The following is a 22,808-nucleotide window of genomic DNA, read 5'->3' on the forward strand; positions in this document are numbered from 1 at the left end:
AGTACGGCGGCGCCTCATGACGCACGTCCCGGCATGTCGTGGCAGGTCGGATAGAGCGTGACCTGCAGCACCACCAGCGCCGCGCGGGCCTCGCGCGCGGCCCGGTTGGGCGGCGCGGCGAGCTGGGCCAGGGCGGCATCGATGCCGAGCGACAGCGTGCTCGGCGCGGGAATGTGCGCGGCATGCAGCCGCCCGCGGAAATGCGCGGCCATGCCGTCCAGCACGCCGGCCACCGCCGCGCGCGCCGCCGGCGGCAGGGCCGGCAGGCTGCGGTGCAGCGCCAGCGCGCTGAAGCCGGCCTGCAATTCGGCAAAGCCATCGCTGGACAGCGAAGCGTCGCTGGCGGCCAGGCGCGGCACCAGCTGGCTGAGCCGGTCCAGCATGCGGCCGCCCAGCGCGCCAGGGCCGGCACCCGCGCCGGCGACGCGCGTCACGGCGGCGTCGGCCAGGTCCTTCCAGCCGGCGCGGATCAGGCGGTGCGCCGCCACGCGGGCGCCGAAAGGCCGCGTCACCATCGACCAGAACGGCGCGAACAGCATGGCGCCGACGCTGGCCAGCATGGTGTTGAAGATGCCGAGGAAATTGACATCGTAGACGCTGTGGAAATTGGCCAGCGAGGCGGTGTTGACCGACAGCAGCATGGCGATCAGGTTGAAGCCGGGACGCTGGATCAGCACGCCGATGCCCAGGTAAGGCAGGGCCAGCAGCGCGGCCAGGGTCTCGAAATCGTGAGTGGTGGGCACCACCAGGAACAGGTAGAAGCAGGACACCGCCAGGCACATCGCCGACCAGCGCACGAAGGTGCGTGCCACCGGGCGCGGCTCCTCGATGGTGGCGAAGAAGCAGCAGGCGATCGCGGCCACCGCCACCGCGCCGCCGCCGTCCTCCCAGCCCGAGGCGATCCACAGCAGGCCGGCGCAGAACACGGCCAGGCCGGTCGAGCCGGCGTACCACAGCAGCATGCCGTGATCGTGGTGGTGGGCGCGCACCACCGGCTCGCCGCGGTGGCGCAGGCGCGGCCCGCGCAGGCCGCGCAGCCCGGTGCGCCGGCCCGCCAGGCGCCGCTGCAGCGTGCGGCAGTCCTCGCACAGCGCGGCCAGCGTGCGCAGGTGGTCGGCGGCGGCGGCAACCAGGCTGGCATGCCAGCGGCGATGGCCGGCCAGCGTATCGGTGGCGTCACCCGCGGTGGCGTCACCCGCGGCGGCGTCACCCGCGCCGGCCTCATCCGCGCCGGCGGCCGCAGGGGCCTGGCCGCTGCCTTCGAGGTCGCCATCCAGCCGCGGCGCGGGCCCGGCAAAGCCGGCGCGGCACCAGGCGCGCAGCCGCGCCATGGCGTCCGCCAGCGGCGCCGGGATGCCCTCGGGATGGCGGCGCAGGTCCTGCATCACGCCGGCCAGCGAGGACAGCACCGGCAGCAGCAGGGTCATGCGCTCGCGCAGCGCCGCCGCCATGCGCAGCACCTGCGCATTCTCGGCATCGTAGGACAGCTGGGCGATCAGCTGGTCCAGCGCCAGGATGTCCGCCGCCAGCCGGTGGCGGCTGCCGTGGCGCAGTACGCTGGCCTCGGCGTCGGCCGACAGCATGTCGCCGGCCCACAACGCCGCGTCGGCCAGCCAGGCGGCGGCACGCGCGCCCAGCGCGCTCGCCACGTTGGCCGGAAAGACCACCGAGCCCACCACGCCGGCGCAGACGATGCCGATCACGATCTCCTCGATGCGCGCCACCGCGATGTCGAAGATCTGCTCGGGCTGGCCCACCGCGGGCAGCGCCACGATCGGCAGGGTGTAGGCGGCCAGCAGGAAGACGTAGCTGCGCGGGGTGCGCTGCAGCAGCGACAGGTACAGCAGCAGCGCGGTCCACAGGCTGACCGCCGCCATCAGCAGCACCGGGCCGTTGACCAGCAGCGGCACCGTCACCACCGCCGCGCTGGCGCCCAGCAGCGTGCCGAGCACGCGGTAGGCCGCCTTCGAGCGGGTCGCGCCGGTCAGCGGATGGGAGACGAAATAGACGGTCGCCATGGCCCAGTAGGGGCGTGGCAGGTCCATCCACAGCGCGATGTAGAGCGCCAGCATCGCCGCAAGGAAGGCCTTCAGCGAGAACAGCCACTGCCGGGCACTGGGCCAGCCGGACATGGTGACGAACCTGTTGGAATGGAATGGGAATGGATGGGGCGCCGGCACGGCCGCTGCGCTGGCGGCCGCGCCGTGCGGAAGGGGCGGCGCGCGCCGGGGCGGGCGCCGCGCGATCGTCGTCAAGCGATGCCGGCGACCTCGGCCAAGGGCAGGCTGCGGCATGCCGACCGGCCCGCGCGCCGCGTGCCAGGCCGGCGCGGCGTGTGCGCGCTGGCGCCGTCGAGACGGGCCAGGCCGCCGGACAGCTCACGGGCGCGCGCATTGCCCGCGGGGAAAATGCAACAGCCCGCCGCGGCCACGATGGCGACGGCCGTCGCGACGGTGGCGGGACGCGCATGCGCACGGATCATCATCTTGCTTCCTTCATTCTGCGAAAACCGGCGGATGGCCCGGCCCGCGCCCGCCGAGGCAAGGCGCGCGGTGTGGCGCGGGGGCCACGGGGGCATCCGGGGGCACCGGTGGAAACAAAGTGTAGTCAAATCCCCGGCATTCTCAGAATGATTTAATATTACACATCGCATTCGCTTTTTTCATACAAGGAGGCCACCGTGGCCATGGACATCCGCGCCCTGCGCTATTTCGTCGAAACCGCGCGGCTGAGGAGCTTCACGCAGGCCGCCGCCTCCCTCTTCGTGACCCAGTCCACCATCAGCAAGATGGTGCGCCAACTGGAAGAGGAGGTCGGCCAGCCGCTGCTGATCCGCGAGGGCAAGCAGGTGCGCCTGACCGACGTGGGCCGGGTGGTCTACGAACGCGGCCAGGAAGCGCTCGGCGTGGTCCACCGGCTCCAGCTCGAGGTGGCCGACCTGTCCTCGCTCGGGCGCGGCCAGCTCACCGTGGGCATCCCGCCGATGGCCAACCTGTTCTTCTCTCCGGCGGTCAGTGCCTTCCGCCAGCGCTACCCCAACCTGGAACTGCGCCTGGCCGAGCACGGCGGGCACCTGGTCGAGCAGCAGGTGGCCAGCGGCGAACTGGAAGTCGGCGCCACCGTGCTGCCGGGCGACAGCGGGCTGGCGCTCGCCTCGCGCCAGTTCGCCAGCCATCCGATCTGGGTGGCCGGGCCGCGCAAGGCCAAGTGGGCCAAGGGCAAGACCGTCACGCTGGCCGCCCTGCGCGACGAACCGCTGGTACTGCTCAACGACGACTTCTCGCTGACGCGCAAGCTGCGCCTGGCCTTCCTCGACGCCCGCATCGAACCGCGCATCGTGGCGCAGAGCGGGCACTGGGACTTCCTCGCCTCGATGGCGGCGGCCGGCCTGGGCACGACCTTCCTGCCGCGTCCGCTGCTGGCCAAGCTGCACATCGAGGACGACCTGGCCGTGGCGCGGCTGGTCGAGCCCGATATGGACTGGGCGCTGGCGCATATCTGGCAGCCCGGCCGCTATCTGTCGCATGCGGCGCGCGCCTGGCTGGACGTGTGCAGCGAGGTGCTGGGGGCCTGAGCGGCACCGGACCGGGCTGGCCGCCTTCAGGACCGGCGCCCGGCTGCCGTTATCCGTCGCAGGGCAGTCACGACAAGCCGGAGCCTGGAACAGGCACGGCGGCGTGCGCCGGCTCGCCGCTGCCCGCCGAACCACGCTCCGACGCATGAACACCACAGACTACCGCAGCGACTCGAGGAGCGACGCTTCCCAGCTATACGGCACCGCCTGCGCCGCCCCGCTGCGGGACCTGGGCACAGACCTGCGCCTCGCCGCGCCCGCCATCGTCGACGAGTTCTACGACCGTCTGGCACGGCTTTCCGGCCGGCAGCCGCTGCTCGAGGCGCTGTCGGCCGCCGAACTGGCCCGGCTCAAGCAGCTCCAGCAAGGCAACCTGCTCGCGCTCGCCGCAACCGACCTGAACGAGACGGACCACGGCACCATGGCGATGCGGGTCGGCAAGGTGCATGCCATGGTCGGCCTCGCCAGCGAGGCCCTGGTCCACAGCGAGGACATCCTGCACACCGCCGTCCACCGGCACCTCGACGCCAGCCGGCACGGCGAAGCCCTGTCGATCTTGTCGCGCCGGCTGATCCGCGACGTGGCCTGGCAGATCCGCGCCTACGAGGAGATGGAAAGCTCGCGCCACCAGGTACTGCTGGACATCACCCGCCTGGCCTGGGCGGCCGGCAGCTATACGGACCTGATCGGCCAGGCCGTCGGGATCCTCGGCCGGCATGGCGAGATCGCCGGCTGCTCGATCGGGCGGCCGGACCAGCACGGGCGCTTCCGCTTCGAGGCGGCCAGCGGGACGAACATCGAACCCTACCTGACCTATCTGGAGCATTCGCCGGCCAGCGCCATCGAGGCCGACAGCGGCAGCCGGGGCCGTGGGCCCACCGGCCGCGCCTGGCTGGGCCGGACCATCGAGCGCTGCCTGAACTTCGCCACCGACGCCCGCATGGCACCGTGGCGCGACGCCGCGGCGCAGGCCGGCTACCGCTCCAGCGCGGCGATCCCGCTGCACCAGCCCGGCTGCGCGCCGACCGCGGTCCTGACACTGTACTGCGCCTATCCGGGCGGCTTCGCCGGGCCGCACCACGAGGCCTTCCTGACACAGCTGCAGGCCTTGCTGACCTTCGCGCTGGCAAGGTTCGACCTGCGCACGGGACTCTCGGTGGCGATCCCCTACGTCACGCGCCAGCACTGGGCCGCGCTGCTGCGATCGGACGCTCTCGAGATGCACTACCAGCCCTTGCTGGACCTGCGCTCGGGCACCGTCAGCAAGGCCGAGGCGCTGGCCCGGCTGCGCGACGGCGAGCGGCTGCTCGCGCCCGGCACCTTCCTGCCCGCGCTGTCGCCGGAGGACTTCCTTGAACTGTATGCCCGCGGCCTGCGCCAGGCGCTGGCGCAGCGACGGCACTGGCTGCGCCACGGCTTCGACCTGGACCTGTCGCTCAACCTGCCGTTCAGCGGACTCGGCGACCGCCGCTACTTCGAGGCCACCCGGCAATTGCTGAGCGAGCAGGACTGCCCCGGCCACAAGCTGACCCTGGAGATCCTGGAGACAGACGACCTTCCGCGCGGCATCGACATCGGCGCAGAGCTGGCCCGCTTCAAGACGCTCGGCGTGCGGCTGGCCGAGGACGACCTCGGCTCCGGGCACAGCAGCCTGACGCGCCTGCGCAACCTGCCTTTCGATACGATCAAGATCGACCGCAGCCTGGTCGCCGCGCGCGCGGACCAGCCCCCGGGCGACAGCGCCCTGCACTTCATCTACCAGCTGACCCGTCTCGGCCATGCCCTGGGCAAGTCGGTCATCGTCGAAGGTGTCGAGGACGAAGACCTGCTGGAAGCCATCGCGATTCTCGGCGCGGACGCGGTGCAAGGCTATGTGGTGGCCCGCCCGATGTCCTCCGGGCAGCTGCTGGAATGGCTGGCCGGCAGGCAGGCGCGGCTTCCGGCAAGTCCGCCGGCACCGGGCAGCACGCTGGCCAGGCTGGCCCGGCTGCTGGTGTGGGAGGAGACCCTCCACCTGCTGCTGCGCGAAGCGCCGGAGCGCACCGCCGACGGCGGCGCGGACGCACCGCCGCCGGGCGCGGCCGGGGCCGGCCCCCGGCACGCTTCCCTGGCGGGCATGGCCGAACTGCTGCTGGCACCGGCGCCCCCGCGCGCCAGGAGCCGGCACCTGCATCAACGCATGCATGACCTGCTCCATGCGGCCTGGTCGCACGGGCCGCGCAGCCCGGCCTACGCCGCCGCGCGCGAACGCCTGGTCTCGACCCTGTGCGCGGCCTAGACCGCTGAATCATGGAAATAGACCAGCAGTGGACTAGTGGACTCGTGCCCCGCTACTGCAGGTTGCCCCAGCGCGGCACCGCCGGCTCGGCGGCAGCCCACTTCCAGCGCCCGCCCTGCTCGCAGGCCGTGGTGAGGAACCAGGCGCGCCGCCGCGCGGCGTCGTCGTCGACCGAAAACAGGGCTTCCTTGCAACGCGCCAGCGGCGTGTCGATGACACGGGTGACGCGCAGCCAGCCATGCGCGTTGCCATAGGGCAAGGGGTGGCGGATCTCCCAGCGCTCCAGGCGATCGGGCTCGAGGGTGCCGATGACGGCGGCGATGCTGTCCTGCTCGGCTTCGTGCCAATGGCGGAAGAAGGCCTTGCCGGCGGCGTCGGCCGCCGCACTGACGCCGATCGCCACCCCCGCGCCCAGCGCCGGATTGGCGGTCAGCGCACCGGTGGCGACACCGGCCACCGCACCGGAGATATCGCCGAACGAGGAACATCCGCCCAGCGATGACAGCAGCGCGCCGGCCGCCAGGATGCGCAGCAGGACGCGGCGCGGCGCCTGCGCCCCCGGCACCGCATTCATTGCAGGTTGCCCCAGCGCGCCGTGGCCGGCTCCGCCGAGGCCCATTTCCACTGGTCGCCGTCGCGGCAGATGGCGGCGACATAGAAGGCGCTGCCGCCCCCCGGCGCCGCCGCCGCGGGCGACGACGCCGGCAACGATGCGGCACCGGCGGGCGCCGGCGGATCGACCGAGAACACGATTTCCTTGCAGCTCAGTTGCTTGTCGCCGATCAGGCGGCTGACCGTCACGCGGCCGCGCTCTTCCGCCTCCAGCGGCGCCGCGTGGTCGGTGGCCCAGGAGGCCACCGCGCCCACCGCCAGCGCTCCGGCGGCCTGCGCGATGCGGTCTTGCGCGGCGGCGTGCACCTGGCGCTGGCTGTACTGCAGCGCCGCCTTGGCGCCGGCCTGCACGCCGAGGCCGATGCCGGTCGCCACCGCGGCATTGTCGGTTACCGCGCCCGCGATCGCGGCGCCGGCCACGCCGGCCCCGGCCGCCGTGCCCTCGTTGAGCAGCGAGCTGCAACCCGTGCCGGCCAGGGCGGCGGCGGCCAGCAGCAACGGCAGCGCGCTGCGCGCGGCCGCGCCGCGCAGGATGGCGACAGGGGAAACGAGGCGGAGCAGGCAGAGGAAACGGGGAAGGCGGCGGAGGCTGTGCATGCGGGACGGTAGGATCGGCAATGGCCGCGCCGCTGCCTCCCGCCGCTGCCCCGCGCACTCGCGCGAGGCCGGACAGCGCCGGCGCAAGGCGTGCACGGCTGGAATCGGCGCCAGCATACGCGAGGCCACCAAGTGACGAAAGCGCCTTAATGTAAGAAAATGCAATACGCCCGGACGCCGGCCCGGCGGCGGGAAAGGATTGCGGCGCCCCATGCCGATGCCGCGCCGGCCCCTGGCTTGCCCCTATACTGCGTCCCCATGGCCTACGATCTCACCGACAAGCTCGTCATCGGCATCTCCTCGCGCGCCCTGTTCGACCTCGAACAGGCCAATGCCATCTACCAGAGCGAGGGCGTGGCGGCCTACGCCGAGTTCCAGCGCCGGCACGAAGACGAGGCGCTCTCGCCCGGCACCGCCTTCCCGCTGGTGCGGGCGCTGCTGCAGCTCAACGCCCTGATCCCCGGCCGCCGCCTGGTGGAAGTGGTGGTGATCTCGCGCAATTCGCCGGACACCGGCCTGCGCGCCTTCAACGCCATCGCCGCGCACAAGCTGGATATCACGCGCGCGGCCTTCACCGGCGGCGCCCCGATCGCGCCCTACCTGCAGGCCTTCAAGGTCGATCTGTTCCTCTCGCGCGATGCCGAGGACGTGCAGGCCGCCATCGACGGCGGCGTCGCCGCGGCGCAGCTCTACGCCGCGCCCGACGGCTTCCGTGCGCGCGACGAGCAGATCCGCATCGCCTTCGACGGCGATGCCGTGCTGTTCTCGCCCGAGTCCGAGCGCATCTACAAGGAGAAGGGACTGGACGCCTTCGTGCGGCACGAACAGCGCCACCGCCACAAGGCCATGGCCGAGGGCCCCTTCGCCAAGCTGCTGCTGCGCCTGGCCGAGATCCAGCAGCAGTTCCCGCCCGGGCACGGCCCGGTGCGCATCGCCATCGTCACGGCGCGCAACAGCCCGGCGCACACGCGCGTGGTACACACGCTGCGCGCCTGGAACGTCAGCATCGACGAAGCTTACTTCCTCGGCGGGCTGCCCAAGGACCGCGTGCTGGCCGCCTTCGGCGCACACATGTTCTTCGACGACCAGGACGGCCACGTGAGCGCCGCCGCCGCGGTGGTGCCGGCCGGGCGCGTGCCCTACAAGGGGGGCGAGCTGCTGCCGCCGCGCAAGCGCGCGCGGCGCGCGGCGGCGCCGGACAACGTCCACGGCGATGCGGCAACGGAAACGACAGCGGCAGCGGCGGGCGATGCCTCCCGGTGCACCGACGGCGCAGAGCCGGCCGCATGAAGACGGTCCTGCTCTACCTGCTGACCGCCTGCGCCGAGATCGTCGGCTGCTACCTGCCCTGGCTGTGGCTGCGCCAGGGCGCCAGTGCCTGGCTGCTGCTGCCCGGCGCGCTGGCGCTGGCCGCCTTCGCCTGGCTGCTGACGCTGCACCCGGCCGCCTCGGGCCGGGTCTACGCGGCCTACGGCGGCATCTATATCGCCACCGCCATCCTCTGGCTGTGGCTGGTGGACGGGGTGCGGCCGAGCCCCTGGGACCTGGCCGGCGCGGCGGTGGCGGTCGGCGGCATGGCCATCATCGCCTTCCAGCCGCGCTGAGCCGGCACCGCGCCCGGCCCCCGGCCACCCCCGGGGGCCGGCATTCCAGCCGCCCGTCCCGCCTCTTTGATCCAGCGCAAGTCCACCCGCACGTGGCATGACATCATCGGCAGGTCCCCGGTGGCGCCGGCGGCCCGCGCCGCCGCGCCCCGGCCTGTTCCCGTTCATGCTACGAGGAGTCGACATGCCAGCGACAATGAAAGCCGCCGTGGTGCGCAAGTTCGGTGCGCCGCTCGAGATTGACGAGGTGCCCGTACCGGAGCCGGCGCGCGGCCAGGTCCAGGTGAAGATCGAAGCGTCCGGCGTCTGCCACACCGACCTGCACGCCGCCGAAGGCGACTGGCCGGTCAAGCCCACGCTACCGTTCATACCGGGCCACGAAGGCGTCGGCTACGTCTCCGCGGTAGGCGCCGGCGTCACACGCGTCAAGGAAGGCGACCGCGTCGGCGTGCCATGGCTGTACAGCGCCTGCGGCTACTGCGAGCACTGCCTGCAAGGCTGGGAGACGCTGTGCGAGAAGCAGCTCAATACCGGTTATTCGGTCAACGGCGGCTACGGCGAATACGTGGTGGCCGACCCTGACTACGTGGGCCTGCTGCCCGACAGCGTGGACTTCGTCGAGATCGCCCCCATCCTGTGCGCGGGCGTGACGGTCTACAAGGGACTCAAGGTCACCGACACGCGCCCGGGCCAGTGGGTGGCCATCTCCGGCATCGGCGGCCTCGGCCACGTGGCGGTGCAGTATGCTCGCGCCATGGGCCTGCGCGTGGCGGCCGTCGACATCGACGACGACAAGCTCCGGCTGGCCGAGAAACTGGGCGCCGAGGTCACGGTCAATGCGCGCCACGCGGATCCCGCAGCCTTCCTGCAGAAGGCCATCGGCGGCGCGCACGGCGCGCTGGTGACCGCGGTGTCGCCGCAGGCCTTCTCGCAGGCCATCGGCATGGTCCGGCGCGGCGGCACCATCGCGCTCAACGGCCTGCCGCCGGGCGACTTTGCCACGCCGATCTTCGATGTGGTGCTCAAGGGCATCACCATCCGCGGCTCCATCGTGGGCACGCGCAGCGACCTGCAGGAAGCACTGGATTTCGCCGCGCACGGCGCCGTCAAGGCCACCGTGTCCACGGCGCCGCTGGAGCAGATCAACGACATCTTCCAGCGCATGCGCGCCGGGCAGATCGAAGGACGGGTGGTGATGAAGATGTAGGCCCGTTCAGGGCGGGGGGCGGGGGGCGGGGGGCGGCGGACGGCCGCGCTGACGCCGCCGCCGTCACAATCGTTTACCGCGGCCCGCCCTGGCCCTGCCACAAAATTCCACCATGCACCCGGCGCCGGACGGAACTGCCCGGCGGCCGGTGCGCTGCCGAGCCATGCTTGTGGAGAAGCCGCCATGTCAGACATCCAGGATCCCGATACCCGCCACGCGCGCAACAACCGCACGCTGCTGTTCGCGACCGTGACGCTGGTGGCGACGCTGGCCGCCGCCAACCTGGCGCGCTATCTGCTGGGCTGAAGCGCCGGCCGCAAACGCGGCGCCGGACGCCGGCTCAGCGGTTGCCGTCGAGCAGGTCGTTCAGGATCTCGTCGAACGCCTGCTGCGCGTCCTCCAGTGCCTGCAGGGCCGCGTCGAAGGTCTGCAGGGCCAGCTTGGACGGCTTGCCGCTGCCGTCCGGCGGGAACTGCGACTGCAGCGCGTTGAATGCCACCTGCACCTGGCGCGTCGCGCTGACCACGCGCTCCATCGCCTGTGCTTCTTCTGCCCGTGCCTGGGCTGCGTTCTGCTCTTCCATCCCGATCACTCCCTTGCGCGGCCGCTCGCCGCCTTGCTGCGGCGGCGTGCCGGCGCGCATGCGCTTTCCCTGGCGGAGCCCGGAGGCCTGGAAGCGCCCCCTGTCCGCACCGGGCGCCCTCCGGCGCCGTTGCCCCACATTCTACCGATCCCCTTGATGGGCAGCACGCCCGCCGCCGCGGAACGGGCGCAGCGTCTCGTCCGCCCTGCCGCAGGACGAGGCGCACGACGACAAGCGGGCCGGGCACCACGGCGTGGCAGCGCCTGCTGGTCTGGCGGCTCTCGCTGCTGCCGTTGGAACCCCTGCTGTAGCGGTAGCCGTAACGGCAGCTGCAGCGCAACGGCACGGCATGAACCTGTGGCCGGACGCACGGTCCAACCCGCGCTGCCGCGCGACCTGACCTAAGCTCCAAGAGGGAGCCGCTGCCGCAAGGGCGGCACGAGCGCGCACGCAGCGCCTACACTAGTCCACTGCCCCTGCCCCCGCTCCCACCTGCCAGCATCACCATCCGCCATGACGGCCCCTCTCCGCCCCTTGCCCGTGCTCGCGCGCACCGCCCTCAAGGCGACGCTGCTCGCTGCCGGCGGCTTCGCCTGCTATTGGACCTACCTGACCGTGAACCAGGGCCGCCTGCTGTTCGATGCGCGCCGGCGCCCGGCCCAGGAGGTGCTGCCGGATGGCATCTCGCTGTACGCGCACGAGGTGCCCGGCGGCATGCTGAGCGGCTACGTCTACCAGGATGCCGGCGCCGGCGGCGTGCGCGACCTGCTGTTCTACCTGCCCGGACGGGGCGAAGACGTGCTGCAGACCATGCAGCACCTGAAATGGCTGCCACGCCACATCGGCTTCGCCAGCTTCGACTACCGCGGCCTCGGCCATTCGGACGGGCGCCCGGGCGAGGCAGCGGCGGTGGCCGACGCCAGCCAGTTCCTGCTGCACCTGCGGCGCGCCCTCCCCGGCACGCGGGTCCATGTGGTCGGGCGCAGCCTGGGTACCGGCGTGGCGATCCAGCTCGCCGACCTGCAGGATTTCGAGAGCCTGCAGCTGATCACCCCCTACGATTCCCTGCTCGAACTGGCCAGCAAGCGCTTCCCGCTGGTGCCGATGCGCCAGCTGATGCGCCACCACTTCGACTCCATCTCGCATTGCGAAAAGGTCATGCAGCGCACCAAGGTGCTGCTGGCGGAACACGACAACGTGGTGCCGCACGCGTGCTCCGAGCGGCTCATGGCGGCGTGGCCCGGCCAGGTGGCGCGCCAGACCATGGCCGGCACCGACCACTACACCATCATCGAACAACCGGAGACCTGGCTGGCCCTGAGCGAATTCGCCCTGCAGTCCGACATGGGGTGCCAGGCGTCCCAGGCACCCGCCGCGCCATTGCGGGAGGTCCAGCCGCCCGGCGAGGCGGCCCGGCAAGATGCCTCCGTGTTCGGTGCCGACGCCGCATGATGCGGGCCGGCAGCGGAACCAGGGCCGGGAAAAGTGCCGCCGACACCATACGGCCGCCCGTCGGCCGGCACTGTAGAATGCGCGCATGAACAGAATTGCAGCAAAAGCCGCCGGCGCCTTCCTGGCGCTGGCCGCAGCCGGTGCCCTGCTGGGCGGATTCGCCACCGTGCTCAGCCTGGAGCAGCTTCCCTCGGTGGAATCCCTGCGCGACTACCACCCCGACCTGCCGCTGCGCGTCTTCACCAGCGACAACGTGCAGATCGGCGAATTCGGCAACGAACACCGCGAATTCATCCCCTTCGAGCGCATGCCCAAGCGCATGACCCAGGCCCTGCTGGCCGCCGAGGACGACCAGTTCTACGAGCATGCCGGCGTCGACTTCTCCGGGCTGGCGCGGGCGGCGCTGGCCGACATCAGCGAGGGCTATGCCCAGGGCGCTTCCACCATCACCATGCAGGTGGCGCGCAACTTCTACCTGTCGCGCGCAAAGACGCTGTCGCGCAAGTGGTACGAGATCCTGCTGGCCTGGAAGATCGATCGCACGCTGCCCAAGGACCGCATCCTCGAGCTGTACATGAACCAGGTCTACCTGGGCGAGCATGCCTACGGCTTCGGCAGCGCGGCGCAGGCCTACTACGGCAAGCCGCTGGCCTCGCTGTCGCTGGCCGAGACGGCCATGCTGGCCGGCCTGCCCAAGGCGCCCTCGACCATGAACCCGGTGGTCAACTACCCGCGCGCGAAACGCCGCCAGGAGTATGTGCTGGGCCGCATGCTGGCGCTGGGCATGATTTCACCCGACGAGTTCAACCAGGCCAAGGCCGAGCGGGTCGCCGTGACCGATGGCGCCGGCGGCCGCTTCGGCTCCCATGCCGAGTACGTGGCGGAACTGGCACGCCAGCTGGCCTATGAGCGCTTCGGCGACGCGGCCTATACGCGCGGCATCAATGTGTACACAACGGTGTCGTCGGTGCGCCAGACGCTGGCCTACGATGCGGTGCAGGCCGGGCTGCAGGGCTATGCCCGCCGCCATGGCGGCAAGGGTCCCGCGCCGCAGGCGGCGCTGGTGTCGCTCGATGCGCGCACCGGTGCCATCGAAGCCATGGTGGGCGGCTCGGACTTCACCGTCAGCCGCTTCAACCACGCCACCCAGGCCCAGCGCCAGCCGGGCTCGACCTTCAAGCCCTTCATCTATTCGGCGGCGCTGGAACGCGGCGTGTCGCCGGCCACGCTGATCAACGACGCGCCGCTGGATACCGCATCCGGCTGGCAGCCGGGCAATGACGACGGCCGCTTCCTCGGCCCCATCACGGTGCGCCAGGCGCTGGCGGAATCACGCAACCTGCCGGCGATCCGCACGCTGCAGACCATCGGCATCCCCTACGCGGTCGACTACGCCGGCAAGTTCGGCTTTTCGCCCACGCGCCTGCCGCGCTACCTGCCGCTCGCGCTCGGCACCGGCGAGACCACGCCGCTGCGGCTGGCCGCCGCCTATGCGGTGTTCGCCAATACCGGTTTCCGTGTCGAACCTTACCTGATCGCGCGCATCACCGACGGCGACGGCAAGGTCCTGTTCGCCGCCGACCAGGACCAGCCGGCGCCGCAGCGGGTCATCCCGGCGCGCAACGCCTTCGTGATGGACAGCCTGCTGCACAGCGTGGTCGACAGCGGCACCGGCAACGCGGTGCGCCGCTACCTGCGGCGCGGCGACGTGGCCGGCAAGACCGGCACCACCAACGACGCCATGGACGGCTGGTTCGCCGGCTATGCGGCCGACATCGCCACGGTGGCATGGATGGGGTTCGACGATAACCGCAGCCTGGGCAACCACGAGTTCGGCGCCACCACGGCGCTGCCGATCTGGGCCGCCTACATGGAGGGCCGCCTGGCCGGCCTGCCGGAATCCGCGCCGCCGGCACCGTCCGACGTGGTGCGCAACGGCGGCGACTGGATCTATGCCGAGAATGCCGACGGCAGCCATGGCGTCGCCGCCATCGGCCTGCCGCCGCCGCAGCCCGACGCATCCGGCGACGGCGCCGGCGCGGCGGCGGCCGACGCCGAGGCCCAGTCCGCCGGCACGGCCGGGCAGCAGATGATGCCGGCGGCCGTGCCCACCGGCGGCGGCCCGCGCGGCGGCAACAGCGCCCCCCTCTAGTCCCAGGCAGAAAGCGGACACCGGTCGGCGGCACGCAGCCGCCGCCTCACGAACGAGAACAAGAAGCGCGCCGCGCGGCGCGGGCACGACATGGCCGATTCCTCTTCAAGCATCGCGATGATCTGGGGCGTGGCCGCGCTGGCCACCGTGGGGGTGCTGCTGCGCCCGTTCCGCCTGCCCGAGGCGTTCTGGGCCACGGCCGGTGCCGCCGTGCTGTGCCTCACCGGCCTGCTGGCGCTGCCGGCCGCGGCCGCCGCCGTGGCCAGCGGCTGGGATGTCTACCTGTTCCTGGCCGGCATGATGCTGATCGCCGAACTGGCGCGCAAGACCGGCCTGTTCGACCACGTCGCGGCACGCGCCGTGTGCCAGGCGCGCGGCTCGGCGCGCCGCCTGTTCCTGCTGGTCTATGGCTTCGGCGCCCTGGTCACCGCCTTCATGTCGAACGACGCCACCGCCGTCGTGCTGACGCCCGCCGTGCTGGCGGCGGCGCGCGCCGCGCGCCTGCGCCGGCCGCTGCCCCACCTCTACGCCTGCGCCTTCATCGCCAACGCGGCCAGCTTCGTGCTGCCCATTTCCAATCCGGCCAACCTGGTCGTGTTCGGCGAGCGCCTGCCGCCGCTGGCCGGCTGGCTGGCGCGCTTCGCGCTGCCGTCCGCCGCCGCCATCGCAGCGACGCTGGCGGTGCTGTACTGGACGCAGCGCGAGGCCCTGCGCGAACCGATCGCCGCCGCGGTGCCGGTGCCGCCGCTGTCGCGCCAGGCCTGGCTGACCGCGCTGGGCATCGTGCTGACCGGCGTGGCGCTGCTGGCGGCTTCGCGCTTCGGCCTGCCGCTGGGCTGGCCCACCTTCGCCGCCGGTGCGGCCACGCTGCTGCTGGTGTGCGCCTCGCGCCCGGCGCTGCTGATGCCCTCGCTGCGCGGGATTTCCTGGAGCGTGCTGCCCCTGGTGGCGGGCTTGTTCGTGCTGGTGGCCGGACTGCAGCAGACCGGCGCCATCGATGCGCTCGGGCGTGCCGTGTCGGCCGTTGCCGAAGCCGACGGGGTGGCCAGCCTGTGGGGCATCGGCACGGTGGTGGCGCTGGCCTGCAACCTGGCCAACAACCTGCCTGCCGGCCTGGTCGCGTCATCGGCGCTGGCGGCGGGACATGCCTCGCAGACCGTCACCAGCGCCGTGCTGGTCGGCATCGACCTGGGCCCCAACCTGTCGGTGACGGGCTCGCTGGCCACGCTGCTGTGGCTCACCGCACTGCGGCGCGAAGGCCATGCCGTGGGGACGCTGCAGTTCCTGCGCGTCGGCATGCTGGTGACGCCGCCCGCGCTGCTGGCGGCGCTGGCCGTGCTGGCTTGAACCTGCGGGCGGCTTGAACCTGCGGGCGGCTGGCGGCAGCTAGCGCGGCCGCGCCGGCCCCGGCGCCGAGGGGGAGGCCGATCCGATCGTCACGCGCAGCAGGCGCGCGCCGCCGGCGCCCTGGGTCGCGTCGGGTCGCTCCAGCACACCGTGCTCGACCATCGCCTGCGGCGGCGGCACGGTTGCAACGGGCAGGAGAAGAAGGCTGCTGCAGGGAAACGCGATCAATGGATTCACTTGCCCGTCCTCACAGGTTCGCCGCCTCGGGGCGCAAGCTTGTCGTTGGCGAGATAGGCGTCGTCGGGGCCAGGAACGCCCCGGTTGAGCATTATGTCTGCATAACGGTGCCCTTTTGTGGCGGCTTGAGTACTGTCACAAAGAATTCACAAGAGCCTGTGCCAAGACGTGCTTTCCTCTAGGCTTTCGGCGCCAGGCCTGGCGCCGGCTCCATCGCACGCACCGCTCCGCCTTCATGTTCCCGCCCCGCCTTCGCGCCCTCCTTACCACCTTTGTGCTGCTGGCCTGCTGCGGCGCCGCAGCCCAGGCCCAGATCCGCGGCGCCGGTTCGACCGCCGCCGCCCCCGTCTACCGCGTCTGGGCCGACAGTTTCCGCGCCGCCTCCGGCAGCGCCGTCGCCTATGACGCCGTGGGGTCGGGCGAAGGCATGCGGCGTATCCGCGCCGGCGAAGTGGATTTCGGCGCCTCGGACGTGCCGCTGGCCCCGGACGAGGCCCGGCGCCAAGGACTGGTGCTGGTGCCCACGGTGGTGACGGCCGCAGTGCCGGTGGTCAACCTGCCCGGCGTACCCGCCGGCCAGTTACACCTGAGCGGCGAGGCGCTGGCCGCGATCTACCTCGGGCAGATCGAGTCCTGGGACGCGGCGGAGATCCGCGCGCTCAATCCCGGCCTGGCGCTGCCGCGCCTGAAGATCCGCCCGGTGGCCCGCACCGACGCTTCGGGCACGACATTCCACTTCACCAGCTACCTGAGCGAGGTCAGCCCCGACTGGAAAGCGCGTTTCGGCGCGCGCTCGACGGTGGCCTGGCCGGCCGGCTTCCTGCCGGCCAAGGGCAGCGGCGAAGTGGTGCACGCGGTACAGGGCACCAGCGGGGCCATCGGCTACGTCGACTACAACTATGTGCTGGAGGCCGGCCTGAACGCCGTGCTGCTGCGCAATGCCTCCGGCCAGTTCGTCGCCGCCGGCGTCAACGCCTTCCGCCAGGCCGTGCTCAACAGCGACTGGAACCGCAAGGGCGATTTCGCCAGTCCCCTGGTCAACCGCGGGGGGCACGATACCTGGCCGATCACCATGGGCACCTTCATCGCCGTGCCGGCGGTCAGCCGTGACGGCCCGCGCACGCTGGCGGCGCTGCGCTTCCTCGCCTGGGGCTACCTGCACGGCGACGAGCTGGCGCGCCAGGCCCGCTTCGTGCCGCTGCCCGAGCGGGTGCAGGCGAGCGCCTACCGCGAACTCGCCGGCGTCACCGACCGCGCCGGCAACGCCATCGGCCTGCAAAGCATGGGCGGGCCGGCGGCCGGCGCGCGCTGAAAGCGCCGCCGCGGCGCGCGGACACCGCTTGTCCTCCCTTGCCGCCGCTTGCTTGTCGCCCCCCGGTGCGTGCCATATAGTGGCGTAAGGCATGGCATCCGGCTTCGCCGCCACTTTCCAGGACGCGAACGACATGAGCAAGCAGCACCCGGTCCCGCCCCGTCCGGACCAGGCCGACGGCCCGCCGGTGTCGGAGCAGATCCGCGCCCGGCTGCAAGCGGCGCGCCAGCGCTTCCACGCCAACGACAATATCGCCGCCTACCTGGAGCCCGGCGAATTCGAGGCGCTGCAGGAGGAAGTGCAGGCGCGCATGGAGGACGTGCTGCGCAGCCTGGTGATCGACGTCGAGCGCGACCACAACACGCGCGAGACGGCGCGGCGGGTGGCCAAGATGTACCTGCGCGAGGTCTTCGGCGGCCGCTACGTCGGCGCGCCCAATGTCACCGAATTTCCCAACGTCGAACAGCTCAACGAACTGATGATCGTGGGCCCGATGCGTGTGCGCAGCGCCTGCTCGCACCACCTGTGTCCCATCATCGGCAAGCTGTGGATCGGCGTGATGCCGAACCAGCACTCCAACCTGATCGGCCTGTCCAAGTACGCGCGCCTGGCCGAATGGGTCATGCTGCGGCCGCAGATCCAGGAGGAAGCCGTGGCCCAGCTCGCCGACCTGCTGCAGGAAAAGATGAATCCGGACGGCCTCGCCATCGTGATGGAGGCCGAGCATTTCTGCATGCACTGGCGCGGCGTGCGCGACACCGACGCCAAGATGACCAACAGCGTGATGCGCGGCTGCTTCCTCAAGGACGACAGCCTGCGCCGCGAATTCCTGACCCTGCTGAGCCTGAACCGTAGCTGACGGAGGCCGCCATGCTCGTCCGCCTGCTGTACGCAAGCCGCGCCCGCCAGCCGCTGGCGCCCGCCGCGATCGACGACATCCTCGCCACCAGCGTGGAATACAACCCGCGCCACGGCATCACCGGCGTGCTGTGCCACGGCAACGGCGTCTTCCTGCAGGCGCTGGAAGGCGACCGCGAGGAAGTCAATGCGCTGTACCAGGCAATCTCGCGCGATGCGCGCCACCATGAGGTGGTGCTGCTGCAGTTCGAGGAAATCGTCCAGCGCGACTTCCCCGGCTGGTCCATGGTCCGTGTCAATGCGGCCAAGGTCAATCCGGCCACCATGCTGAAATACTCCACGCACGGCGAGCTCGACCCCTACCGCACCAGCGGCGCGGCCTCGCTGGCCCTGCTCAAGGAGCTGATCGCCGGGGCCTCGCTGGTGGCGCGCAATCCGGAGCGCGGGCGCAGCTAGCCGCCCCGCCGGTCCCGGGCCAGGCCCCTGCCACGCGGCTTCCCTCGCCCTGTGCCGGCGGCACGCCGGCCGCGCGGCGGCCGAAACAGGCAGGCAATGGAAAAGCGCCCTGCCCTGGCATCGGCAGCCGCTCGCCCGCTCGCAAACCCGGCGTCAAGCGCGGCGCAATGGGAACGGCGGAAACCACGGCTTTGCCGGATGCGGTCAAATACGCTTGCCTACCGTCCCGGATTATTCCCAATCGGATTGCCAGCCTCCCTTTTTGCTGCAGCCGCGCTTGCGGTATTCGCAGCGTTTAAATCGCCTTGCCGGCAGCGCCATGCATGTGCGGGAATTGGGCGAAGGCGCTTCGCCCGGCCTCACTGCGGCGCAAGCCAGGCGCTATCCGCAGGCCGCCACGCGCGCCCGCCACATGTGCACCACATGTGTGCCACAGGTGCGCTGCATATGCGCCGTATATGCGCCGCCCATGCAGCGCAGGGACGGCGAACGATCAGGGCCATTAAAGGAAAAAAGAAAAGGGAAATCACCCGGGCACTGGAAATCACTGCAAGAGAATACATCCTGAGCGCCGCAATGGCTGGCGGATACCTCGCGCAGGCCGGCCGATTTGGTGTAATTCAACAATTCGATTTGCCCTTCCCAATGAGAATGCCATATGATGGAAAGTGTTTGATTATTTCTATGCGCCCCCCTTCAAGGATAACGACAATGGCCACTTACAAGCAGTTGCTGGCGGAAAAGAAAGCATTGGAAGAAAAACTCGCGGAAGTCCGGGCCAACGAGATTGCCGGCGTCATCGAGCAGATCCGCGCGCTGATGGCGGAATATGACTTGTCGGTGGACGACCTGGCTCCCCGCAAACGGGGCCGGCCGGCGGGCAGCAAGACCCGGCACAGCGAACCGCTGCCGCCGAAGTACCGCGACCCCAAGACCGGTGCCACCTGGTCGGGCCGCGGCCGCGCGCCGGCCTGGCTCGGCAAGAACCGCGCCCGCTTCCTGATCCAGGACGCCGAGTAATCGCCCGCGGCGTCCCGGGCATCCCGGGCGACCTGCCCCGGCCAGGCCGGGGCAGGTCAATGCATTCTGCTTAAACATCTCCCCCCAGTGCCTGGAACAGCGTCACCGCCGCGGTGAGCTGGTTGTAGCGGTTCTCGGCCAGCGTCCGTTCCGCCGCGCGCGCGCTTTCCTGCGCCTCCAGCCAGGCCCGCAGCGACACCTGGCCGGCGCGGTAGCGCACCGCGTAGACCCGTTCTGCCGCACGCGCGGCGGCCAGCGCCCGTTGCTGCTGCTCGCCCTGCTGCAGGTAGCGGGTGCGGGCCGACAAGGCGGTTTCGACATCCGTGAGCGCCACATACAGCGTCTGCCGGAACGACACGGCCGCCTTGTCGTAGCTGGCCTGGCTGGACTGGATGCTGAGGTCGCGCTGGCGCCAGTTGAGCAGCGGCAGGGCCAGGCTCGCGCCGAGCGTGCCGATCGGATTCTTGAGCAGGTCCACCAGTGCCGTGCTGGAGGTGCCCAGCGTGCCGGTCAGCGCCAGCGTCGGATAGTAGCTGGCGCGGGTGGCGTTGACATTGGCGAACTGCTCGCGCAGGCGCAGCTCCGCCGCGCGCAGGTCCGGCCGCCGCGCCAGCACCCCGGCCGGCACGCCCGCGTCGATGGCCGGCGCCCGCAGCGAGAACAGGGGCGGCGGCGCCGACACCAGGTCCGCCGCGGGATCGGCCAGCAGCGCGGCCAGCGACAGCCGCGCTGCGGCCTGCTGCGCCTGCAGCTGCGACAAGGTGGCACGTTCCGATTCCAGGCTCTGCTCGGCTTCCAGCATTTCCAGTGGCGAGGCGGCGCCGGCCGCACGCTGCACCCGCACCAGTTCCAGCACCCGCTCCAGGTAGGCCACGCTGTCCTGCTCGCTGGCGATGCGCTGCGCCAGGTAGGCCAGCTTCCAGTACAGGTTGGCGGTGGTGCCGATCAGCGACAGGCGCGTGCTGGCCAGGTCCTGCTGCGTGGCGAGCGCCTCCCAGCGCGCGGCGTCGGTCAGCTGGGCCAGCTTGCCCCACAGGTCGGCTTCGTAGCTGACGGTGCCGGTCAGCGCGTGCGACGTGGCACTGCCGCCGCGGGCGAGCCCGCGCGCGTGCGCGCCATCGTATTCGGCGGCCAGTGTCGGCAGCTCGCCGGTGTGGGTCAGCCGGGCCTGCAGCTGGGCGGCGTGCACGCTGATGGCGGCGGCGGCGAGATCGCCGTTGCGCGCCAGCACCTGTTCGATCAGCCGGTCCAGGCCGGCATCGCCGAAGCGCCGCCACCAGCCGTCGCCTTCGGCGGCCGGCGCGACCCTGGCGGCGCCCCCGCCGCCCCCCTCGCCACCGTTCTCGGCGGCCCCGCGCGCGGCGCCCGCCGCCTCCTGCCGCCAGCTCCCCGGAACCGCCAGCGCCGGCTCCTGGTAGGGTGGATTGACCAGCCCGCCGCAACCGCCCAGCGCGGCGGCCAGGGTCGCCAGCATCCATGCCGCGCCGGCCCGGCGGCGAAGTGCGGCAGACAGACGATGCGTCATGGCCTTACTCCCGCGCCAGCGCATCGATCGGCTTCATGCGCGCCGCATTGCGCGCGGGCAGGAAGCCGAACAGCACGCCGATGGCGGTCGAGCACAGCAAGGCGCCGCTGACCGCCGCCGCCGAGAACACCATGGGAAAGCCATCGGCGAAGACCGTGAAGGCCAGCCGGCCCAGTCCGGCCAGCAGCACCCCGCCGATGCCGCCGGTCAGGCACACCAGCGCGGCCTCCAGCAGGAACTGCACGCGGATGTCGCCCGGGCGCGCGCCCACCGCCATGCGCACGCCGATCTCGCGCGTGCGCTCGGTGACCGACACCAGCATGATGTTCATCACGCCGATGCCGCCGACCAGCAGCGAGATCACCGCGATCAGGGAGATCAGCAGCGTCATGGTGGCGGAAGTGGATTCGATGGTCTGGCGGATGGTGTCCATATTGTTGACGTAGAAATCGCTGCGTCCGTGGCGGCGCTGCAGCAGGTTCTCGATGGCGGCCTGTGCCGCCGCGGTGGGCACGTCGTCGGCCACGCGCACCGTGATCGATTTCAGGTAGTTCTGTCCCAGCAGGCGCGTCATCGCCGTGGTGTAGGGAATCCACACCGTCAGGCTGTCGTTGCCGCCGAAGGTGCTCTGCTTGGGGGCGGTCACGCCCACCACCCGGCAGGGCACGTTGCCCAGCACCAGGATCTTGCCGACGGCCTGCTGCGCACTGGCGAAAAAGGCCTTGCGCGTGTTGTCGTCGATCACCGCCTGCTGCGCCCGCAGCCCCACCGCGTCCTCGCCGAACCAGCGCCCGGCCGCCAGCGTCAGTCCGCGCACGTCCGCATAGCCGGCGCCGACACCCGCGATGCTGGCGGTGGCCGACACGTTGCGGTAGCGCACCGAGCGCGAGGCGCTGACGCCCGGCGACACGCTGGCGACGAAGGGCTGGCCGGCCAGCGCGTCGGCATCGCGCGTATTGAGCGTCTGCACGCGCGCGGCACGCTCGTCGCCGAAGCCGGCGCCCGGATAGACCTCGATGGTATTGGTGCCGATGGCGCTGATGTCCTGCAGGATGCGCTGGCGCGAGCCTTCGCCCAGCGCCACCACCGACATCACCGAGGCGATGCCGATGATGATGCCCAGCATGGTCAGCAGTGTGCGCAGCTTGTGCGCGCGCATGGCGATGGCGGCCATGCGCCCGGCCTCCGCCAGGCGCGGCCATGCCGCGGCGCCATGCCGGCCCGCGCCGGCCGCAGGCAGGGCCGCGGCGCCGGCCTCGATCCGCGCCGGCGCCGCCGCGGCCGGCGGCGCAGCGCGCCGGTCGGCCACGATGCGCCCGTCGCTGATCTCCACCACGCGCCGCGCGTGTGCCGCCACCTGCATGTCGTGGGTGACCAGGATCACGGTGTGGCCGGCGGCGTTGAGCGCTTCCAGGATGCCCAGCACCTCCTCGCCGCTGGCCGAGTCCAGCGCGCCGGTCGGCTCGTCCGCCAGGATGACCTGGCCGCCGTTCATCAGCGCACGCGCGATCGACACGCGCTGCTGCTGGCCGCCGGACAGCTGCGCCGGCCGGTAGCCGATGCGGTGCGGCAAGCCCAGCCGCTCCAGCAAGGCGCGTGCGCGCGCGGCGCGCGCGGCCGGCGGCGTGCCGGCATAGACCGCCGGCATGGCGACGTTGTCCTGTGCGTCGAGGTCGCCCAGCAGGTGGTAGCGCTGGAACACGAAGCCGAAATGCTCGCGCCGCAGCCGCGCCAGCTGGTCGTCGTCCAAGGTACGCGTGTCCTGCCCGGCGATGCGGTAGCTGCCCGTGCTGGGCTGGTCCAGGCAGCCCAGCAGGTTCATCAGGGTCGACTTGCCCGAGCCGGACGGGCCGACGATGGCCACCATCTCGCCCGCGCCGATGTCCAGGTCGACGTCGCGCAGCACCGTGACGCTGTCCTCGCCCGCGGGAAAGCTGCGCGAGACGCCGCGCAGGGCCAGCAATGGTTCTGCCGTGTGCATGCCGTCCCCGCCC

At 71.5% G+C, this 22,808-nt stretch carries 21 protein-coding genes; 13 read left to right on the plus strand and 8 right to left on the minus strand.

Translation table 11 applies throughout. The annotated features are described in order from the left end of the window. Positions 1–14: 14 nt before the first annotated feature. Positions 15–2,132 carry an FUSC family protein gene (locus tag BKK79_RS22045; RefSeq protein ID WP_071040289.1) on the minus strand — a complete coding sequence of 706 codons (2,118 nt, stop codon included), beginning with the start codon at positions 2,130–2,132 and terminating at the stop codon, positions 15–17. Between the two features lie 119 nt (positions 2,133–2,251). After that, positions 2,252–2,485: a hypothetical protein gene (locus BKK79_RS22050; protein WP_071038796.1), complete on the minus strand. Its 234-nt coding sequence runs from the start codon at positions 2,483–2,485 to the stop codon at positions 2,252–2,254. 195 nt (positions 2,486–2,680) lie between these two features. Between BKK79_RS22050 and BKK79_RS22055 the strand changes: the two genes are divergently transcribed. Both BKK79_RS22055 and BKK79_RS22060 read left to right on the plus strand, forming a co-directional pair. Beyond that, the gene (locus BKK79_RS22055) at positions 2,681–3,574 is read left to right on the plus strand and encodes a LysR family transcriptional regulator (RefSeq protein WP_071018672.1); all 894 of its coding nucleotides are present in this window, start codon (positions 2,681–2,683) and stop codon (positions 3,572–3,574) included. 145 nt (positions 3,575–3,719) lie between these two features. Then, the gene (locus BKK79_RS22060; RefSeq protein ID WP_071038797.1) at positions 3,720–5,852 is read left to right on the plus strand and encodes an EAL domain-containing protein; all 2,133 of its coding nucleotides are present in this window, start codon (positions 3,720–3,722) and stop codon (positions 5,850–5,852) included. A gap of 52 nt (positions 5,853–5,904) precedes the next feature. Here the strand turns inward: BKK79_RS22060 and BKK79_RS22065 are convergent, their stop codons facing one another. Beyond that, positions 5,905–6,426 carry a hypothetical protein gene (locus BKK79_RS22065; protein WP_071018668.1) on the minus strand — a complete coding sequence of 174 codons (522 nt, stop codon included), beginning with the start codon at positions 6,424–6,426 and terminating at the stop codon, positions 5,905–5,907. After that, positions 6,423–7,061, minus strand: coding sequence for a hypothetical protein (locus BKK79_RS22070; RefSeq protein WP_232346427.1), 639 nt, complete (start codon positions 7,059–7,061; stop codon positions 6,423–6,425). Before BKK79_RS22070 ends, BKK79_RS22065 begins: the two co-directional genes overlap by 4 nt. Positions 7,062–7,319: 258 nt before the next feature. Between BKK79_RS22070 and BKK79_RS22075 the strand changes: the two genes are divergently transcribed. From BKK79_RS22075 to BKK79_RS41975, 4 genes are all read left to right on the plus strand, one after another. After that, a complete protein-coding gene (locus tag BKK79_RS22075) occupies positions 7,320–8,351 on the plus strand; it encodes a 5'-nucleotidase (protein ID WP_071018666.1) in 1,032 nt (343 codons plus the stop codon). Continuing rightward, entirely contained in the window at positions 8,348–8,665 is a 318-nt protein-coding gene (locus BKK79_RS22080; RefSeq protein ID WP_071018664.1) for a YnfA family protein, read from the plus strand. Before BKK79_RS22075 ends, BKK79_RS22080 begins: the two co-directional genes overlap by 4 nt. A gap of 184 nt (positions 8,666–8,849) precedes the next feature. After that, positions 8,850–9,872 (plus strand): alcohol dehydrogenase AdhP, encoded by a 1,023-nt coding sequence (gene adhP / locus BKK79_RS22085; RefSeq protein ID WP_071038798.1) that lies wholly within the window; start codon positions 8,850–8,852, stop codon positions 9,870–9,872. A gap of 183 nt (positions 9,873–10,055) precedes the next feature. Next, positions 10,056–10,178: a hypothetical protein gene (locus BKK79_RS41975; protein WP_257786786.1), complete on the plus strand. Its 123-nt coding sequence runs from the start codon at positions 10,056–10,058 to the stop codon at positions 10,176–10,178. 34 nt (positions 10,179–10,212) lie between these two features. On the opposite strand, the gene BKK79_RS22090 is transcribed toward BKK79_RS41975, so the two are convergent. Then, a complete protein-coding gene (locus tag BKK79_RS22090; protein WP_071022287.1) occupies positions 10,213–10,455 on the minus strand; it encodes a hypothetical protein in 243 nt (80 codons plus the stop codon). A 513-nt stretch (positions 10,456–10,968) separates the two neighbouring features. Here BKK79_RS22090 and BKK79_RS22095 point away from each other — a divergent pair. The 3 genes from BKK79_RS22095 to BKK79_RS22105 all read left to right on the plus strand — a co-directional run bounded on the left by BKK79_RS22095 (position 10,969) and on the right by BKK79_RS22105 (position 15,406). Beyond that, positions 10,969–11,907 carry an alpha/beta hydrolase gene (locus BKK79_RS22095; protein ID WP_083384429.1) on the plus strand — a complete coding sequence of 313 codons (939 nt, stop codon included), beginning with the start codon at positions 10,969–10,971 and terminating at the stop codon, positions 11,905–11,907. Between the two features lie 85 nt (positions 11,908–11,992). Continuing rightward, positions 11,993–14,059: a penicillin-binding protein 1A gene (locus BKK79_RS22100; RefSeq protein ID WP_071018660.1), complete on the plus strand. Its 2,067-nt coding sequence runs from the start codon at positions 11,993–11,995 to the stop codon at positions 14,057–14,059. A 90-nt stretch (positions 14,060–14,149) separates the two neighbouring features. Next, positions 14,150–15,406 (plus strand): arsenic transporter, encoded by a 1,257-nt coding sequence (locus BKK79_RS22105; protein WP_071038799.1) that lies wholly within the window; start codon positions 14,150–14,152, stop codon positions 15,404–15,406. Between the two features lie 39 nt (positions 15,407–15,445). Here BKK79_RS22105 and BKK79_RS40500 read toward each other — a convergent pair whose 3' ends face one another. Continuing rightward, a complete protein-coding gene (locus tag BKK79_RS40500; protein ID WP_156811444.1) occupies positions 15,446–15,643 on the minus strand; it encodes an arsenite efflux pump ArsB in 198 nt (65 codons plus the stop codon). A gap of 235 nt (positions 15,644–15,878) precedes the next feature. On the opposite strand from BKK79_RS40500, the gene pstS reads away from it, so the two are divergent. From pstS to BKK79_RS22125, 4 genes are all read left to right on the plus strand, one after another. Further along, positions 15,879–16,955, plus strand: a complete 1,077-nt coding sequence (pstS, locus tag BKK79_RS22110) for a phosphate ABC transporter substrate-binding protein PstS (RefSeq protein ID WP_071038800.1) — start codon at positions 15,879–15,881, stop codon at positions 16,953–16,955. Between the two features lie 133 nt (positions 16,956–17,088). Further along, positions 17,089–17,814, plus strand: a complete 726-nt coding sequence (gene folE, locus BKK79_RS22115) for a GTP cyclohydrolase I (RefSeq protein WP_071022283.1) — start codon at positions 17,089–17,091, stop codon at positions 17,812–17,814. Positions 17,815–17,825: 11 nt separating this feature from the next. Continuing rightward, on the plus strand, positions 17,826–18,269 hold the full coding sequence (locus BKK79_RS22120) for a BLUF domain-containing protein (RefSeq protein ID WP_071038801.1): 444 nt from the start codon (positions 17,826–17,828) through the stop codon (positions 18,267–18,269). Positions 18,270–18,980: 711 nt separating this feature from the next. Then, positions 18,981–19,289 carry an H-NS histone family protein gene (locus BKK79_RS22125; protein WP_071038802.1) on the plus strand — a complete coding sequence of 103 codons (309 nt, stop codon included), beginning with the start codon at positions 18,981–18,983 and terminating at the stop codon, positions 19,287–19,289. A gap of 70 nt (positions 19,290–19,359) precedes the next feature. On the opposite strand, the gene BKK79_RS22130 is transcribed toward BKK79_RS22125, so the two are convergent. Both BKK79_RS22130 and BKK79_RS22135 read right to left on the minus strand, forming a co-directional pair. After that, positions 19,360–20,814, minus strand: coding sequence for an efflux transporter outer membrane subunit (locus BKK79_RS22130; protein ID WP_232346428.1), 1,455 nt, complete (start codon positions 20,812–20,814; stop codon positions 19,360–19,362). A gap of 4 nt (positions 20,815–20,818) precedes the next feature. Further along, complete coding sequence (locus BKK79_RS22135) at positions 20,819–22,795, minus strand: MacB family efflux pump subunit (protein ID WP_071038804.1); 1,977 nt, start codon at positions 22,793–22,795, stop codon at positions 20,819–20,821. Positions 22,796–22,808: the final 13 nt, after the last annotated feature.

The sequence above is a fragment of the Cupriavidus sp. USMAA2-4 genome (genome assembly GCF_001854305.1).
GTDB classification, from domain to species: Bacteria; Pseudomonadota; Gammaproteobacteria; order Burkholderiales; family Burkholderiaceae; genus Cupriavidus; species Cupriavidus malaysiensis.